This window comes from Streptomyces sp. Je 1-4 4N24, assembly GCF_026239515.1.
In the GTDB taxonomy this organism is placed as follows: domain Bacteria; phylum Actinomycetota; class Actinomycetes; order Streptomycetales; family Streptomycetaceae; genus Streptomyces; species Streptomyces nigrescens.
Genome location: NZ_CP110836.1, coordinates 1,316,101 through 1,330,267, shown reverse-complemented (window position 1 = coordinate 1,330,267; position 14,167 = coordinate 1,316,101). Strand labels below are relative to the sequence as shown.

Annotated in this window: 15 protein-coding genes; 10 read left to right on the top strand and 5 right to left on the bottom strand. The window is 71.4% G+C overall.

The features are described 5' to 3' along the window. Nucleotides 1-27 precede the first annotated feature (27 nt). The 3 genes from SLV14N_RS05520 to SLV14N_RS05510 are packed head-to-tail and all read left to right on the top strand — an operon-like array spanning nt 28 to nt 3,370. Nucleotides 28-1,026, top strand: a complete 999-nt coding sequence (locus SLV14N_RS05520; RefSeq protein WP_263268366.1) for an NADPH:quinone oxidoreductase family protein — start codon at nt 28-30, stop codon at nt 1,024-1,026. After that, nucleotides 1,023-2,219, top strand: a complete 1,197-nt coding sequence (locus tag SLV14N_RS05515; RefSeq protein WP_263268364.1) for an acyl-CoA dehydrogenase family protein — start codon at nt 1,023-1,025, stop codon at nt 2,217-2,219. The genes SLV14N_RS05520 and SLV14N_RS05515 overlap by 4 nt, the downstream gene beginning before the upstream one ends. Beyond that, a complete protein-coding gene (locus SLV14N_RS05510) occupies nt 2,216-3,370 on the top strand; it encodes an acyl-CoA dehydrogenase family protein (protein WP_208680007.1) in 1,155 nt (384 codons plus the stop codon). Before SLV14N_RS05515 ends, SLV14N_RS05510 begins: the two co-directional genes overlap by 4 nt. Before the next feature lie 61 nt (nt 3,371-3,431). Here the strand turns inward: SLV14N_RS05510 and SLV14N_RS05505 are convergent, their stop codons facing one another. Next, a complete protein-coding gene (locus SLV14N_RS05505) occupies nt 3,432-3,974 on the bottom strand; it encodes a hypothetical protein (RefSeq protein ID WP_259670138.1) in 543 nt (180 codons plus the stop codon). A 203-nt stretch (nt 3,975-4,177) separates the two neighbouring features. On the opposite strand from SLV14N_RS05505, the gene SLV14N_RS05500 reads away from it, so the two are divergent. Further along, on the top strand, nt 4,178-5,527 hold the full coding sequence (locus SLV14N_RS05500; protein ID WP_263268363.1) for a hypothetical protein: 1,350 nt from the start codon (nt 4,178-4,180) through the stop codon (nt 5,525-5,527). A gap of 4 nt (nt 5,528-5,531) precedes the next feature. Here the strand turns inward: SLV14N_RS05500 and SLV14N_RS05495 are convergent, their stop codons facing one another. Then, nucleotides 5,532-6,074 carry a cell wall hydrolase gene (locus tag SLV14N_RS05495; protein WP_208680005.1) on the bottom strand — a complete coding sequence of 181 codons (543 nt, stop codon included), beginning with the start codon at nt 6,072-6,074 and terminating at the stop codon, nt 5,532-5,534. Nucleotides 6,075-6,176: 102 nt separating this feature from the next. Between SLV14N_RS05495 and SLV14N_RS05490 the strand changes: the two genes are divergently transcribed. The 5 genes from SLV14N_RS05490 (at nt 6,177) to SLV14N_RS05470 (ending at nt 12,125) form a co-directional block, all read left to right on the top strand. After that, nucleotides 6,177-7,406 (top strand): S1 family peptidase, encoded by a 1,230-nt coding sequence (locus SLV14N_RS05490; RefSeq protein ID WP_263268362.1) that lies wholly within the window; start codon nt 6,177-6,179, stop codon nt 7,404-7,406. A gap of 131 nt (nt 7,407-7,537) precedes the next feature. Beyond that, nucleotides 7,538-8,062 carry a thioesterase family protein gene (locus SLV14N_RS05485; protein WP_259670137.1) on the top strand — a complete coding sequence of 175 codons (525 nt, stop codon included), beginning with the start codon at nt 7,538-7,540 and terminating at the stop codon, nt 8,060-8,062. 175 nt (nt 8,063-8,237) lie between these two features. Continuing rightward, nucleotides 8,238-10,259 (top strand): LodA/GoxA family CTQ-dependent oxidase, encoded by a 2,022-nt coding sequence (locus tag SLV14N_RS05480; RefSeq protein ID WP_208679999.1) that lies wholly within the window; start codon nt 8,238-8,240, stop codon nt 10,257-10,259. After that, nucleotides 10,256-11,386, top strand: a complete 1,131-nt coding sequence (locus SLV14N_RS05475; protein ID WP_263268361.1) for an NAD(P)/FAD-dependent oxidoreductase — start codon at nt 10,256-10,258, stop codon at nt 11,384-11,386. Before SLV14N_RS05480 ends, SLV14N_RS05475 begins: the two co-directional genes overlap by 4 nt. Nucleotides 11,387-11,402: 16 nt before the next feature. Then, a complete protein-coding gene (locus SLV14N_RS05470; RefSeq protein ID WP_208679994.1) occupies nt 11,403-12,125 on the top strand; it encodes a hypothetical protein in 723 nt (240 codons plus the stop codon). Between the two features lie 103 nt (nt 12,126-12,228). On the opposite strand, the gene SLV14N_RS05465 is transcribed toward SLV14N_RS05470, so the two are convergent. The 3 genes from SLV14N_RS05465 to SLV14N_RS05455 are packed head-to-tail and all read right to left on the bottom strand — an operon-like array spanning nt 12,229 to nt 13,489. Further along, nucleotides 12,229-12,420 (bottom strand): DUF397 domain-containing protein, encoded by a 192-nt coding sequence (locus SLV14N_RS05465; RefSeq protein WP_263268359.1) that lies wholly within the window; start codon nt 12,418-12,420, stop codon nt 12,229-12,231. A gap of 22 nt (nt 12,421-12,442) precedes the next feature. Continuing rightward, on the bottom strand, nt 12,443-12,634 hold the full coding sequence (locus SLV14N_RS05460; protein WP_127154125.1) for a DUF397 domain-containing protein: 192 nt from the start codon (nt 12,632-12,634) through the stop codon (nt 12,443-12,445). 3 nt (nt 12,635-12,637) lie between these two features. After that, nucleotides 12,638-13,489, bottom strand: a complete 852-nt coding sequence (locus tag SLV14N_RS05455; RefSeq protein ID WP_259670136.1) for a helix-turn-helix transcriptional regulator — start codon at nt 13,487-13,489, stop codon at nt 12,638-12,640. Nucleotides 13,490-13,680: 191 nt separating this feature from the next. Here SLV14N_RS05455 and SLV14N_RS05450 point away from each other — a divergent pair, with 191 nt between their 5' ends. Then, entirely contained in the window at nt 13,681-14,118 is a 438-nt protein-coding gene (locus SLV14N_RS05450; protein WP_263268357.1) for an ATP-binding protein, read from the top strand. Nucleotides 14,119-14,167 lie beyond the last annotated feature (49 nt).

Here is a 14,167-nt window from a genome sequence, read left to right as displayed (position 1 = left end):
GCGTATCCAAGTTTGTGGAGGCACCAGGTGAAGGCATGGCGCGTACACGAGAACGGTGAGCCGCGTGCAGTGATGCGGCTGGAGGAGGTGCCGGACCCGCAGCCGGGGCCGGGACAGCTGCTGCTGCGGGTGCGGGCCGCCAACATCAACTTCCCGGACGCGCTGCTGTGCCGCGGCCAGTACCAGGTGCGGCCGCCGCTGCCGTTCACCCCGGGCGTCGAGATCTGCGGCGAGGTGCTCGCCGTGGGGGAGGGCGCGGCCGGTGAGACCGGGGCACGGGTGCTGGCGCAGCCGCCGCTGCCCGACGGCGGCTTCGCCGAACGCGTGGTCGTCGACGCGGCGACGGTACGCCCGGCCCCCGAGGCCCTCGACGACGCCGAGGCCGCGGCCCTGCACATCGGCTACCAGACCGGCTGGTTCGGACTGCACCGCCGCGCCCGGCTCCAGGCCGGCGAGACGCTGCTCGTGCACGCCGCGGCGGGCGGTGTCGGCAGTGCCGCCGTACAGCTCGGCAAGGCCGCGGGCGCGACGGTCATCGGCGTGGTGGGCGGTGCGGACAAGGTCCGGGTCGCCCGCGAACTGGGCTGTGATGTCGTCCTCGACCGGCGCACCGACGACCTCGTCGCCGCCGTGAAGGAAGCCACCGGCGGCCGCGGCGCGGATGTGGTCTACGACCCGGTGGGCGGTGAGGCGTACGCCAAGTCCGTCAAGTGCATCGCCTTCGAGGGCCGGATCGTCGTCGTCGGCTTCGCCGGCGGCGCCATCCCCACCCCGGCCCTCAACCACGCGCTGGTGAAGAACTACGCGATACTCGGCCTCCACTGGGGCCTGTACAACACCAAGGACCCGGCCGCCGTCGACGCCTGCCACGAGGAGCTCACCAAGCTCGCAGCCCAGGGCGTCATCAAGCCACTGATCGGTGGGCGGGTCCCGCTGACAGAGGCGGCCGATGCCGTCCAGCGGGTCGCCGACGGCACCTCCGTCGGCCGGCTCGTGGTGGTCCCCACAGCGGAGGAGGCCCGATGACGGACGCCGACGACCTGCGCCGGCGCACCACCGAGCTGCTCGCCGCACATCCTCCCGCCACCACCGACCGGCTGGAGTTCCTGCGTGCCCGCTTCGACGCCGGGCTCGCCTGGGTCCACTTCCCCCAGGGCCTCGGCGGGCTGGACGCGCCGCGCTCCCTGCAGGCGGTCGTGGACGCGGAACTGGAGGGCACCGGCGCGCCCGACAACGACCCCGGCCGGATCGGCATCGGCCTCGGCATGGCCGCGCCCACCATCCTGCGCTTCGGTACCGACGAGCAGAAGCAGCGCTTCCTGCGTCCCCTGTGGACCGGCGAGGAGGTGTGGTGCCAGCTGTTCAGCGAGCCCGGTGCAGGCTCCGACCTGGCGGCGCTGGCGACCCGCGCGCTGCGCGAGGGCGGGGCAGAGGCCGGGGGAGACTGGATCGTCGACGGCCAGAAGGTCTGGACGTCCAGCGCACATCTGGCCCGCTGGGCGATCCTCATTGCCCGCACCGACCCCGACGTGCCCAAACACCGCGGCATCAGCTACTTCGTGTGCGATATGACCGACCCCGGTGTCGAGGTGCGTCCGCTGCGGCAGATCACCGGCGAGGCCGAGTTCAACGAGGTCTTCCTCACCGGCGTCCGGATCCCCGACGCCCATCGCCTCGGTGCGGTCGGCGAGGGCTGGAAGGTCGCCCAGACCACGCTGATGAACGAGCGGGTCGCCATCGGCGGCGCCCGCGCCCCCCGCGAGGGCGGCATGATCGGCATCGCCGCCGCCGGCTGGCGCGCCCGCCCCGAACTGCGCACCCACGATCTGCACCAGCGGCTGCTGAAGCTGTGGGTGGAGGCCGAGGTCGCCCGGCTGACCGGCGAACGGCTGCGCCAGCAGCTGACCAAAGGCCAGCCAGGCCCCGAGGGCAGCGGGATGAAGCTGGCCTTCGCCCGGCTCGCCCAGGAAATCAGCGGCTGGGAGGTGGAGTTCCTCGCCGAGGACGGTCTGACCTACGACGACTGGACGATGCGCCGCCCCGACGGCGTCGACTTCACCGGCCGGGAGGCCGGCTACCGCTATCTGCGCGCCAAGGGCAACTCCATCGAAGGAGGCACCTCGGAAGTGCTGCTCAACATCGTCGCCGAACGTGTGCTGGGGCTGCCGCCCGAGCCGCGCACCGACAAGGACGTCGCGTGGAAGGACCTCCCCCGATGAACGACGGGACCGCCCTGCCCGGCGCCGACCCCGACCTCCTGTACTCCGAGGACGAGGACGCGCTGCGCGCCGCCGTACGGTCGCTGCTCGCCGACCGCAGCGATCCGGCCACTGTGCTCACCGCTCTGGAGTCGGACGTCGCCTACGACACCGGTCTGTGGCACTCCCTCGCCACGGAGATCGGCACCGCGGGCCTGCTGGTGCCCGAAAAGCTCGGCGGAGCAGGCGCAAGTGCCCGCGAGGCCGCCGTCGTGCTGGAGGAGACCGGCCGCTCCGTCGCGCCCGTCCCCTATCTGACCAGCGCGGTCATCGCGGTGACCGCCCTGCTCGGCTGTGATCACGACCGGGCGGAGGTCGCCGGGCCGCTCGCCGCGCTCGCCGAGGGCCGCACCGTCGGTGTGCTCGCGGTCCCGCTGCCCACCGCGCCCGGCGGGCTGCCGGAACCGGCGTCCGTACGGGCCGATGCGAGCGGCGCCCTGACCGGCCGGGTGACCTCGGTCGCCGACGCCGCGGCCGCCGAGCTCCTGCTCGTCCCGGCCCAGGGCCCCGACGGCCCGGCCCTGTATGCGGTGCAGGCCTCGGCGGACGGGGTACGCACCGACACCGTCACCCCGCTCGACCTGACCCGCCCCCTGGGCCACCTCACCTTCGACGGCGCCCGAGGACGGCTCCTGGCCACCGGGGACCGCGCCCGCGCCACCCTCGACCGGGCCCTGCTCACCGGTGCCGGACTGCTCGCCTCGGAACAGCTGGGCGTCGCCGAATGGTGTCTGACCGAAACCGTGCGCCACACCGCCGAGCGCACCCAGTTCGGCCGCCCCGTCGGCTCGTTCCAGGCGCTCAAGCACCGGATGGCCGCCCTCTGGCTGGAGGTGGCCTCGGCCCGCGCCGCCGCCCGTAACGCCGCCGACGCACTCGCCACCGGCAGCCCCGACGCCCCGGTGGCGGTGGCCGTCGCCCAGGCGTACTGCGCGCCGGTGGCGGTACGTGCCGCCCAGGAATGCGTCCAGCTGCACGGCGGCATCGGCATGACCTGGGAACACCCGGCCCATCTCTTCCTCAAGCGGGCCAAGAGCGATGAACTCGCCCTCGGGTCGCCGGGGCGGCACCGGGACGCCCTGGCGGGGCTGGTCGGGATCGCCGCGCCGTAGGGCCGGACCGCGGGGCCGCCGGACCGAGGGGCCGCCGGCCCGTGTGGCCGGCGGCCGCCGGTCAGTCGGTGATGGCGAAGGTCCGGCTGAAGCCGCACACCGCGCCGTCGCCGGCGGTGGACACCTCCAGGAAGTAGCGCGGGCCCGGCGGCACCCTGGGCAGCGTCACGAGTGCCTCACCGGTCGGCCCGGCACCGGCCCGGGTCGCGACCAGGGCCACCCGCTGTGACCGGCCGTGGCCCGTCGACGTCCGCAGCCAGACGTCCACCTCCTCGCCCGTGCTGTTGCTCCAGGCCACCGAGAAACTGCCGTTCGGCTTGTAGTCGACGCCGGGTTCCGGCGCGGTCACCTCGATCCGCCCCGTCGTCGGCGAGGCGAACTCCTCGGGGCCGGTACTGGCGGCTGCCGCGCCGAGGGCGGAGGTGGCGGCCCGCGCGGCCGAGCCCGCATGACCGGACGTGGCGGCCATCGTCCTGCCCGCCGCGGGACCGCTCTTCCCGGTGTCCGGGCGCGACGGTGCCAGCGAGATCACCAGCATGCAGCCGACGGCGGTGGTGGCGACGGCGACGGCCAGATTGGTGGCCATCGAGGTGGCCCTGCACATCGTCTCCTCGTTTCCTCGGGGGAGTGGCGAGCCGGAACATCCCCGGCACTTTGCGCATCAAAAACGACGCGCTGAGCGATCACCTGGATGGACAGCTCCGGCGCGACAGCCCCCTGGGGACGAGGGAGAATCCACCGCTCCGGACCAAATTGGTCGCCGCTCCGGTGATGTCCTGAAAGTGCAGTTCGGGTAGCGTCGAACACATGAAGACCGCAACCCGTCGTGCGCTGATCGGACCAGTCCTCCTGCTGGTGGCCGTGCTGCTGGCGGTGGTCGCCGCGATGGCACCGGGCGCCCATGCCGTCGGCGGGCTCGACGAGGCCGCGTCGGCCCTCAAACAGGGCCCGGTCTACGTCGATCCCCGCGCCGAGAACCAGTTCTCCGAGGCCCAGGCGGACGCGCTGGCCAAGAAGATCAAGGACTCGGACAAGCCGATCTTCGTCGCCGTGCTGCCACGGGCCGCCGAGTACCAGCCCGGCACCCTGCTGCGGGACCTGCGCACCAAGGTCGGCATCAGCGGCGTCTACGCCGTCGAGCTCGGCAACGGCTTCAATGCCGGCGCCGACCCGCGGGTGATGTCGCGCAACTCGGTGCAGAACCTCGTCGGCTCGGTCAAGAGCTCCGACTACCCGACCGTCAACGAGCGCCTGAACAGCTTCGTCGACACGGCGGCACGGTCCGCAAACGGCCAGGCCCCCTCCGCCTGGGGCGGCGCCGGTGACAGCGGCTTCGACACCGGCACCGCGATCGGGCTCGGAGTGCTGGTGGCCGTCGGAGGCGGCGGCGCCTACGCGATCGCCCGCCGCAACCGCAGAAGGCGGATCGAGGAGGAGCGGGCCGCGCTGGAGGATCTGCGGGTCGTCGTCGACGAGGACATCACCGCCTTCGGCGAGGAGCTGGACCGGCTCGACTTCCACCCCGGTGAGCCCGGCGCCGACGACGCGATGCGCGCGGACTACAGCCATGCGCTGGACTCGTACGAGAGCGCCAAATCGGCGATGGCGGCGGCCCAGCACCCCGGTGAGGTGCAGGGGGTGACCCAGGCCCTGGAGGACGGCCGGTTCTCGCTGGCCACCCTCGCCGCGCGCCGCGAGAGCGAACCGCTGCCCGAGCGGCGGCTGCCCTGCTTCTTCGATCCACGGCACGGTCCGTCCGTCGTGGACGTCCGGTGGGCACCGGAGGGCGGCGCCGAGCGCACCGTCCCGGTCTGCGCCGCGGACAAGAGCCGCATGGACGACGGGCGGGAGCCGCTGGCCCGTACGGTCCGGACCGCGAGCGGCGACCGGCCCTACTGGGACGCGGGCCCGGCCTACGGCCCCTGGGCCGGCGGCTACTTCGGCGGTGGCCTGCTGCCCGGCCTCCTGGTGGGCACGCTGCTCGGCAACATGATGATGTCGTCCGCCGCCTATGGTGCCGACTACGGCGGTGCGGGCGCCGAGGGCGGCGACTACTCCGGATCCGACTTCAACTCCGGCGACTTCGGCGGTGGCGGCGGTGGTTTCGGCGACGGCGGTGGCTTCGGCGGTGGCGGCGACTTCGGCGGCGGCTTCTGAGCGCTCAGCGCCCCCGGGCCCGCCCCGCCCGCTTGACGCCGAGGAGGCGCCCGTAGCGCGGCCGCGCCGCGAAGTCCGCATAGCGCCATACGATGGGCCTGCCGACCTCCCGGCACAGATGCAGGACCTGGTCGGGGCCCAGGTGGACGCCCACGTGCGCGCCGTAGCCCGGTGGCCGGCCCTCGGCCGGCCCGGCGTCGAACAGCACCAGATCCAGCGGTTGCGGACGGTCCGCCCGGTGGGTCGCCGCTTCGTCCGCCCAGAGCTCCGCCGAGCGCAACGGTGGTACCAGCAGGCCGAAGTGGCGCAGCACGGCGTAGGCGTAGCGCTGGCAGTTCGCGCCCCCGGCCAGGTCGGCGAAGGGGCCCGGGGCGCGGCGGCCGGGAACACCGACCGCCGCGCCCGCCGCGCGTGACGGGCATTCAGGTGTCGCCGCTCCCGGATGGCGGGCACCCGAGTAGGTCACATTGCGCAGCTCCTCCGGGAGCTGCCGGAACGCCACCGTGCCGTGGACGGTGGGGACTTGACGGCCGGATTCACGGAACACCCGGTCATGATGCCGGGGATCTCACTCATGCCGCACGCCCCGGTGTCGAGCACGCTCACCACATCGGTCCGACGTGCACTCGACACCGCGAGGAGATCCCCGATGGAACGCCGCTTTCGCAAGGCAGCTCTCTGGGGCGCGACCGTCGCCGCCGTCCTGGCGGCGGTCGGCCCGTTCAGCCCGGCGCACGGCGTGCCCCGGCCCGACCCGACGTCCAAGCCCTCGCCACGCGGCATGCTCGACGCGATGCGCCGGGACCTCGGGCTGACAGCGGTGCAGGTACGGACCCGGCTCGCCCAGGAGACCGATGCGCACCGTGCCGCGGCGACCGTGCGCCGGACGCTGAGCAGCCCGCCCGCCGGGATGTGGTTCGACAGGACCACCGGCAAGCTGGTCGTCGCGGTGACCGGCGCCGCCGACGCCCAGCGGGTGCGGGCCGCCGGGGCGGTGCCCAAGACGGTGCTGCACAGCCGCGCCACGCTCAGGGCCCTGGTGCAGCAGATCACCGGCCGGGCCGGCGACGGGGTGGCCGGTGTCACCGGCTGGGGCGTGGACGAGCGCGCCAACGGTGTGGTGGTCCGCATCGACCGCACCCGGCACACCGCCCGGACCGCCGCCTTCGAGAAGACCGTCCGTGAGCTGGGGGCACGGGGGAAGATCCCGGTCACCGTGGAGCGCAGCAACCAGACGCCGCGGCAGCAGGGCGGCACGGTGGTCGGCGGTGAGCGGTGGATGCCCGGCAGCGAGGGCATCTGTTCCATCGGCTTCTCGGTGACCGGACCGGGAAGTTTCCAGGGCTTCCTGACAGCCGGTCACTGCACGCTGACCGCCGATCAGGCCGCGTTCGGCAAGGACGGCAGCCGCATGGGGACGTCCAACCAGGGCGGCGGGCACAGCGTCAACGGACGTGAGGGGGACCTGGGGCTGGTCGAGGTCGACCAGCCGGGCTGGACGGTCAGCGCGAACGTGGCCGGCCAGGGCGGTGCGCCGGTCACCGTCACCGGCGCGCAGGAGGGCCTGGCCGGTATGTCGCTGTGCCACTCCGGGCAGAGCAGCGGCTGGCACTGCGGGGAGATCACCCGTGTCGACCAGACCGTGGACTACGGCAACACGGTCATCGAGGGCCTGTCGTTCACCAACGCCTGCTCGGCGCCCGGCGATTCGGGCGGATCGTATGTCACCCAGCCCAACGCCCCGAAGGCCCTGGGAGTGCACTCGGGCGGTGGCGCCGCCCACTGCGGCACTTTCGGCGGTGCCACGCTCACCATCTTCCAGCCGGTCGGCGAGGCCCTGGAGAAGTGGAATCTGCGGCTGGTGACGGGCAGCCCCTGAGGCGCCCGCCGCCCGCCGTCACCGCGCCCGTCACCGCGCGCCCGGCCACCGCCCACGGGGCCGGTGGCCGACGCCGGGAAAACCCCTCCGGCCCCTTGCCCGCCACCCCTACGATGTGAAGCCAGTGGTCAATGAGGCCTCGGGGGCCCGAGTGGCGGACCGGCGCCTACGGGGAGTGGGAGAAGCGCGTGGCAGAAGCGGCGGAGTCGGCAGTCGGTCCGGACGCGGCGGGGCCGTTCGCCGTCGGGATCACGGTGCGCGGCTACGAGACCGACACCCAGGGCCATCTCAACCAGAGCGTCTATCTGCAGTACGCCGAACACGCCCGCTGGTCGCTGTTGCAGGCGAGCGGCATCCGGCAGAGCACCATGGTGGACCGCCGCGTCGGCCCGGTGACCGTCGAGACCACCATCCGCTACCTGCGGGAGCTGCGGGCCGGTGACGAGGTCGAGGTGAGCTGCGCGTTCGTCTGGGGCGAGGGCAAAACCTTCCGGATCGAGCAGACCGTCCGTACGGCGGACGGGACGGTGGCCGCCGAGGTGAGCGCCGTCTGCGGGCTGCTCGACCTCACCGAGCGCACACTGCTCAAGGACCCGCGGGCGGCCTTCCGCGACCTGGCCGACCAGCCCTCGCTGCTGGGGCTCGCCGACGGCTGACGCGCGCGGTCCGCGGCGCCGCCCCGGTCTCCGTACGGCAGACCGGGCGCGGCCGCCGACACGAAGGGGTGAATCCGTTCATCCATTGCGATGCCTGGACATCACAGCGCGCGCGAGCCTGATCCACGTTTGAGCCGTCGGGGGGCACCACACCCGCCCAGTGAAAGGCTCCTCGATGGACACGCAGATCGTCCAGGTCAAGATCCATCCCGCCATCGGCATAGCCCGGGTCGGCAACAGCGACAAACCGCCCTTCATCGGCCCGGAGTCACCGGACCAGCCGCCGCTGCCGCCCGGCTCGTACAAGGACAGCTCGGGGAAGGTCATCCGGCAGGCCGCCCGGTTCCGGGTCTACGGCTACAACCAGGCCGGAGAGGCCGTCCGGGAACTCAAACTGGGCGAGGACGGCGTCACCGAGATCAAGTGGTCGGTGCACCTGGCCAACAAGAAGGCCGCCTGGTACCAGTTCCACATCCCGCTCGACATCGATGAGGCCCCCGCCCTGCCGGAGGCCCAGCTGACCCGTCGGAACTTCGACGTCAGGGGAGCGGAGCGGAAGAAGCTCGTCATCGATGCCGGCAACAAGGCGATCCGCGCTTCCCTCCACGAGAACGCCGCCCTCTCCGGGAAGATCATGAACCGGGCGGTCCCCCTGGGATCGATCTCCACCCAGGACGACGGCCGCCTGCTGGTCGTCGGCGGCGTCGGAAAATCGGCCTCGTACGCCACACCCGAGAAGCCGATCTCCGGCGTCGCCAACAATGACACCTGGTACGACGACGTCTCCGACGGCCCGGTCACGGCGGAGGTCACCATCGGGGGCGTCACCAAGGCCGCGAGCCCGGCCTGGGCGGTGGTGGCCCCGCCGCACTACGCGCCCGGTGTGAAGACCGTCCGCACCCTCTACGACCTGCTGTACGACGTGTTCGTCACCGAGCACACCCTGCCCGCCGTGCAGCAGGTCTCGTTCCCCGAACACATCGAACCGCTGCTGAGCCGGTTCTGCGATCTGCAGTGGGTCAACCATGGCTTCGCCACCCAGTTCGGCTGGGAAGGCCCGCACCACTTCCTCGCCCCGGCCATGCGCAAGCGGCTCGCCGACCCGGGCGAGTCCAGCCGGGAACTCCGCCGCCAGGTCTATGTCCAGATGCGTGACTACGACCGGGACGGGACGTCCCCCCTGCCCTGGCCGTGGCTCTACGGCGACTTCATGTCCAGCGGCAAACCCAAATCCGTCCGCCAGCACATCAAGATCTCCTGCGAGCAGGACCGGATGCTGGCCCAATGGGCCGACGGCCACTTCACCACCGGCCCGCCCCGCAAGGGCCACCCGGACGTGGACGCGGCGCCCGTCGCCGCCCGGCCGGGGCTGCTGGACCGGGCCGCGCTGGACAACTGCGCCGCCGACGCGTTCCACCCGGGCTGCGAGGTCACCTGGCCGATGCGGCACAAGACCATGTACTCCGAGCCCTTCCGCATCCTGCACCGCACGCCGGAGAACCCGGAACGCGACTACGGGGATGTGCTCAGCGTCCAGGACGCCCTGGGCAAGAACGGTCCGCTGTACGCGCAGGGGCCGGGCGACCTCACCCGCTGGATGGCCGCCCCCTGGCAGTGCGACACCGCGAGCTGCCGCTCCGGCTACCAGGTACGGTCCGGGCTCGGCCCCCGCTACAGCCCCTATCTGCCCACCTTCTGGCCCGCCCAGATGCCCAACCATGTGCTCAAACAGGCCGACTTCGCGACCGTCAACACCCCGCCGAGCGGCCCCGACGACAGTGCCAGGGAGAAGGCCTTCGAGAACCGGGCGGTATGGCTGCGCGGCCTGAAGGGCACCGACTTCAACAAGCAGCGGCGACAGATGATCGACGACTGGTACAAGTTCGGCATCGTCGAGCCGCACGAATACACCGTGGGCGACGGGAAGTTCCCCAAGTATGTCCAGGTGGAGTCCGAGCCCGGCTATCCGCCGGCCCCCGACCACGCCAACCTCATCAACATCCAGGTGCCCGAGGCGGGCGCGCCCCAACTGGCGGGCGTGGCCGATGCCTGGACCGGGGAGATCCCGGCCGAGACCGTCGAGTCCATGCTCGTGCAGCAGGCGGTCCAGGAGGTCAAGGAGGCGACCGGCCGGGACGAGTCGACGATCGCCGCCGGATATCTGGAGAAGCTCGACCCCCTCCACGGCACCCAGTGAGCCCCGCACCCGCCTACGACGTCGTGGTCGCGGGCGGTGGCCCGGCCGGCTGCGCCGCCGCGCTCACCCTCGTCCACGCCGGGCGGACGGTCCTGCTGGCCGACGCCGGCACCGGCCCGCCCAAGGCAGGCGAGGCGCTGGTGTCCATGGGCCGGCTGCTGCTCGCCGATCTCGGTGTCGCCGAGCCGGTCCTGGGCAGCGGCCATCTGCCCTGCCACGGCAATCTGTCCGCCTGGGGCTCGCCCGAACTGCACGCCGTGGACTTCCTCCACGACCCGTACGGCCACGGCTGGCACCTCGACCGTCCGCTCTTCGACCGGCGGCTGCGCGCCGCCGCCCGCGCGGCGGGCGCCGAGGTCGCCGAGCACACCGCCGTACGGAGCCCCTCCCGGCAGTCGGACGGCACCTGGCGGCTCGCCCTGCGCGACCGGGCCGGCGGGGCCGGGGAGCGTACGGTGCGCTGCCGCTGGGTGGTGGACGCCACCGGACGGGGCGCCGCGATCGCCGTCCGCACCGGCGCCCGGCGGCGCACCGGAGACCAGCTGACCGCCCTCCACCTCACTCTCGACCCGGCCCCGCGGACCCCCATCGACGGCCGTTCGCTGGTCGAGTCCGACCAGGACGGCTGGTGGTACACCGCCCTGCTGCCCTCCCGGCACCGTCTGGTCGCCTACTTCACCGACCCCGATCTGCCGCTCGCCGCCGCCCGCGGCGCCGAGCGGTTCCGCCAACGACTGCTGGCCACCCGGCACATCTCCCGCCGGGCCCGCCCGCACGGGCTCACCACCCTGCGCCCACCCCGCCGCGCCCCCGCGCACAGCGCACATCTGGACCGGGTGCACGGCGACGGCTGGACGGCCGCCGGGGACGCAGCAGCGGCCTTCGACCCGCTCAGCTCCCAGGGCATCCTCACCGCCCTCTACACCGGGCTGAGCGCGGGCCAGGCGGTCGACGCCCGGCTGCACGGCGACCGGGCGGCCCTCACCGACTACGCGGACAGGGTCACCACGGCCCGGACCGCCTACCAGCACGGCCACCGTGCCGTGCACGCCCAGGAAACCCGCTGGACCGACCGGCCCTTCTGGGCCCGGCGGCAGCGGAACCTCCACCACAACCCCCACTCATGAAAGGCGAGATCTCACCATGACCCCCACCCCCGCATCCGAGCCCACGGCCGGACACGAGCACATCCACCGCTTCCTGCTGCTGGGCAAGAAGAAGCTGTTCTTCTACCACCTGGCGCTGTACAACCCCCAGTCGGGCCACAACTACCAGGCCGTCTTCAGCTTCTCCATCAAGGACAACGGAGAGCTGCGGGACATGTACCTGAAGGACCTGGCGCAGCACGAGAACCAGCGGGTCTTCTACTCCCTGCGCTGTCCGCACCACTTCGAACTCCCGGAGCTGCAGCAGGGCAAGGAGTTCCGGGTGCATCTGGAGCGGGTCGTGGTGAAGCCGGACGGCAGCCGTGACTTCCAGCAGATGACGACGGCCGAGACCACGGTGGACTGCAAGAGGGAGGACGTCCTCTCCTTCCGCAAGCTCGGCGACCTGCCCTACCCCGAATACCTCACCTACCTGGTGTTCGGCGAAGGCGACGAGATCCACCTCGCCCACCAGCTCGCGGCCCGCCCGAACTGGGACGAGGCCGTCACCATCGCCCCCACGAAGGCCATCGACCCGGCGCTGCTGAAGAAGGTCCCGACCCTCGTCATCGACTCGATCCAGGACGCCCACGACAAGCTGATCGAGAGCCCGCTGAAGAAGGGGCAGCAGTATCAGGGCAAGATCGACGGGTCCGGCCCGACGGTCGACTTCACCGTCGGCCGCCAGGGCTGGTGGAACCACACCAGCCTCAACAACTGATCCGCCGCAGCCTGATTCCGTCCTGACCCGGCCCGGTCCGCGACCTCGTCGCGGGCCGGGCCGGCCGAAGGACAAGCCCTGGTTCCAGCTGGCGGCGCGACCCCTACCGCTCGAACCGGCCTGCTGCGACGGCGCTCCGGAAGGCTGTCCAGGTGTCGGGGCCCAGCTGGAGTATGGGGCCTGTGGGGTTCTTGGAGTCGCGTATGGAGATGCTGCCCGGGACGTTGGTGGCCACCTCCACGCACTCCTCCTGGTGATCGCTGTAGCTGGACTTGCGGTAGCTGTAATCGGTCATGGCTCACAGTTCTCTGCTGAGGCTACCGCTCGAACCGGCCTGTCACGACGGCGCTGCGGAAGGTAGTCCAGGTGTCGGGGCCCAGCTGGAGTATGGGGCCTGCGGGGTTCTTGGAGTCGCGTATGGCGACCGTGCCCGGGATGTTGGTGGCCACTTCGAGGCACTCACGTTCGGCGTTGCTGTAGCTGGACTTGCGGAATCTGAACTCGGGCATCGCTCAAAGGTCCTTACTGAGGCTGGTGATGAACGCGTGTGACTCGCGCTCGCTGAGGGCTAGCTGTGCGATTCTCTCGAACAACTCATCGTGCTGTGCAGCACTCTTCCCGCCTTCCACCCACAACCGGTTGAACGGGATCTCCATGTAGACCACGTCCATCGCGCCCGGCTCGCCGAACGAGATGATGTTGAACGCGCCGTCCATGCCCTGATGGGAGCCAGCGCTGAACGGGAGCACCTGAACCGTCACGTTCGGCCTTCGACCCATTGTGGTCAGGTGCTCGAGCTGCCCGCGCATCACCGTGGCGTTGCCGACGACACTCCTCAGCGCGGCCTCGTAGATCACCACATGCAGCGAGAGCTGCGGATCGTCGATGAGCCGCCGCTGTCGAACCATTCGCGTGGCCACGAACTGCTCGTCGTCCCTGAGGGCGCGGACGTAATCGGGCGTCTGCAGCAGACCAGGCATGAAGGTCAGGTGCCAGGCCCTGATTGCGGTGGCCGCACTCTCCAGCGATACGTACTCCTGCATATCGCCCAGGTCCGGGAATTCGTTCCACCAGCCCCTGGCCTTGCGCCGCTCGCGGTCGATCCGTGCCAGCTCCAGCAGACCACCCACGAGCGCCGGGTCGGTCACGCCATACAGAGCACACAAGGTACGGATGTCCGGGTCGCGCATGGGGACCCAGCCGCCCTCCATCTTCGCGACTTTCGTGGTGGAGGCGGTGAGGGCCTTGGCTGCCTCGGGCTGTCTCAGCCCCGCTGCCGTGCGGAGTCGTAGTAACTCACCACCCAGTCGGCGCCCCAAGACCGTTGTGGTGCTGTTTCCTTGCGTCGCCTGGCGTGCTGTCACGTTGTACCCCTCCTGGTAGCCGGGCCAGTTTGGCGGCGGAGGGATCATCCCCGCAAGCACGTTCGGAGGATATTTCCTGGGAGGAACTTGTAACGATCAAGAGGGCGCCGCTACCTTCCGTAGTGAACCAATAGCGCAGCGACGACAGTTGGTGACGACTGTGGGCTGCCCTGAACCGGAGGTGGCCAAAGGTGATCGCCCCACATCCCAACCCGGCAGAAGTGGTCCTTCATGAGGACGTACTCGACTACACCCCACGCCCCAAGAGCATCGCCCTGGCGCGTAATCGCGCCGCCCGCCTCATCGCCGAATGGGGCCACAACCAACTGGCCGACGATGCAAAGGTGCTGGTCTCCGAGCTGGCCACCAACGCTCTGCGCCATGCCCACGTCCGCGGCCGACTCTTTCGCGTACGTCTCACCCACACCGACTCCGTACTCCGCATCGCCGTAACCGACACCCGCGGCGAATGCCTCCCTTGCGTCGGCGGGCCCCCGTCACACGCGTCGCACGGCCGCGGCTTACTGCTTGTCCGTACGCTCTCGGCCCGCTGGGGCGTCCACGTACTCGGCGTCGGCAAGACGGTCTGGTGCGAGCTGGAGCTCAAGCAGAATTTCCAGGTCGGTTGAGCGTCAGGGCCGGTCCGGGTGCCGTCTTCGTGACCTTGGCGCAATCAAC